At 30.8% G+C, this 993-nt stretch carries 1 protein-coding gene; it reads left to right on the top strand.

Annotated features, from left to right (window positions below; translation table 11 throughout):
• Nucleotides 1-40 precede the first annotated feature (40 nt).
• Entirely contained in the window at nt 41-937 is an 897-nt protein-coding gene (locus tag H6A61_RS15280; protein WP_204394760.1) for an immunity 22 family protein, read from the top strand.
• The last annotated feature ends 56 nt before the right edge of the window (nt 938-993 follow it).

Here is a 993-nt window from a genome sequence, read left to right as displayed (position 1 = left end):
CCATTAGTAGCAATTGAACAACCAATAAATTAGAAAAGATATGAGTAAAGTTTATATTTGGATTGGACAGTTTCAATCAAATGCTGAATTTGAAACTTATATAAATCAATCAAAGTTCCGTCAATGGTGGGCAGAACATGACGAAGATAATTTAGAGCTAAGTTGTCAATTCTGCAAAGAGCTTAATATATCAAGTTATGATGAAGATTTTTTGGTAACGAAATTTTCACCATGTGGTATAGATGAATTGGTTAAAATGATACCAGCTAAAACAGAAAAAGTAATGCAACTATGTAAAGAGCAAAACATACAAAAAGCAAATGCTGCTATCTGTTATAATACTGGAGAAGATATAACACGTGCTCAAGCAAAGAAGGCTAAAAGTATGTTTTTCTTAGGAACATTTGATTTTCAAGCTGATGAAATAGAAAGTGTATCAACTTCCTTAGCTGGGTTGCGCAATTTAACTTGGGCAGGAATAACTCATAAAAGTAAAGATGAATTTATGCAATATTTTAATCAAGATGAATACCTTGAAGAATTGCGTAAATTCAATAATGGAGAGACAAAAAAACGTCCAAATCCAATGTTAAGATGCCAGTTCTGTAAGGATTTAGGAATAAATTTTTACTATCCAGAATTTTTGTACATAGAATTTGCAGATAACATAATTGAAGCCAAAGAATTAGTACGGCGTGTTATTAAGGATGAATTTTTATATGATGTAGTAGATTTTACTTTGGAAAAGCAAAAAATAAGAATGGCAAATTGTGCGTTTTGTTATATTCCCAATGGCTTTCGTGATAAGAAAAAAGACCAAAAAATATTCATTTTCAAGAAAGAATTATTCAGTAGCGGGAATAAACCTAAAAACTATATTGAAGAATTGGATAATTATAATGGTCTTACTTTTTTAGGAGGATTTATGTGGGATTAATGAAGCTACTAACAAGCCAAGTTAGCTGCTGAACGCAACTCCTTGTCAAACCATTA

The organism is Bacteroides caecigallinarum (genome assembly GCF_016901995.1).
GTDB lineage: Bacteria > Bacteroidota > Bacteroidia > Bacteroidales > Bacteroidaceae > Phocaeicola > Phocaeicola cellulolyticus.
The sequence above is the reverse complement of the archived record's forward strand: the minus strand, read 5'-3'. Positions and strand labels throughout refer to the sequence as shown.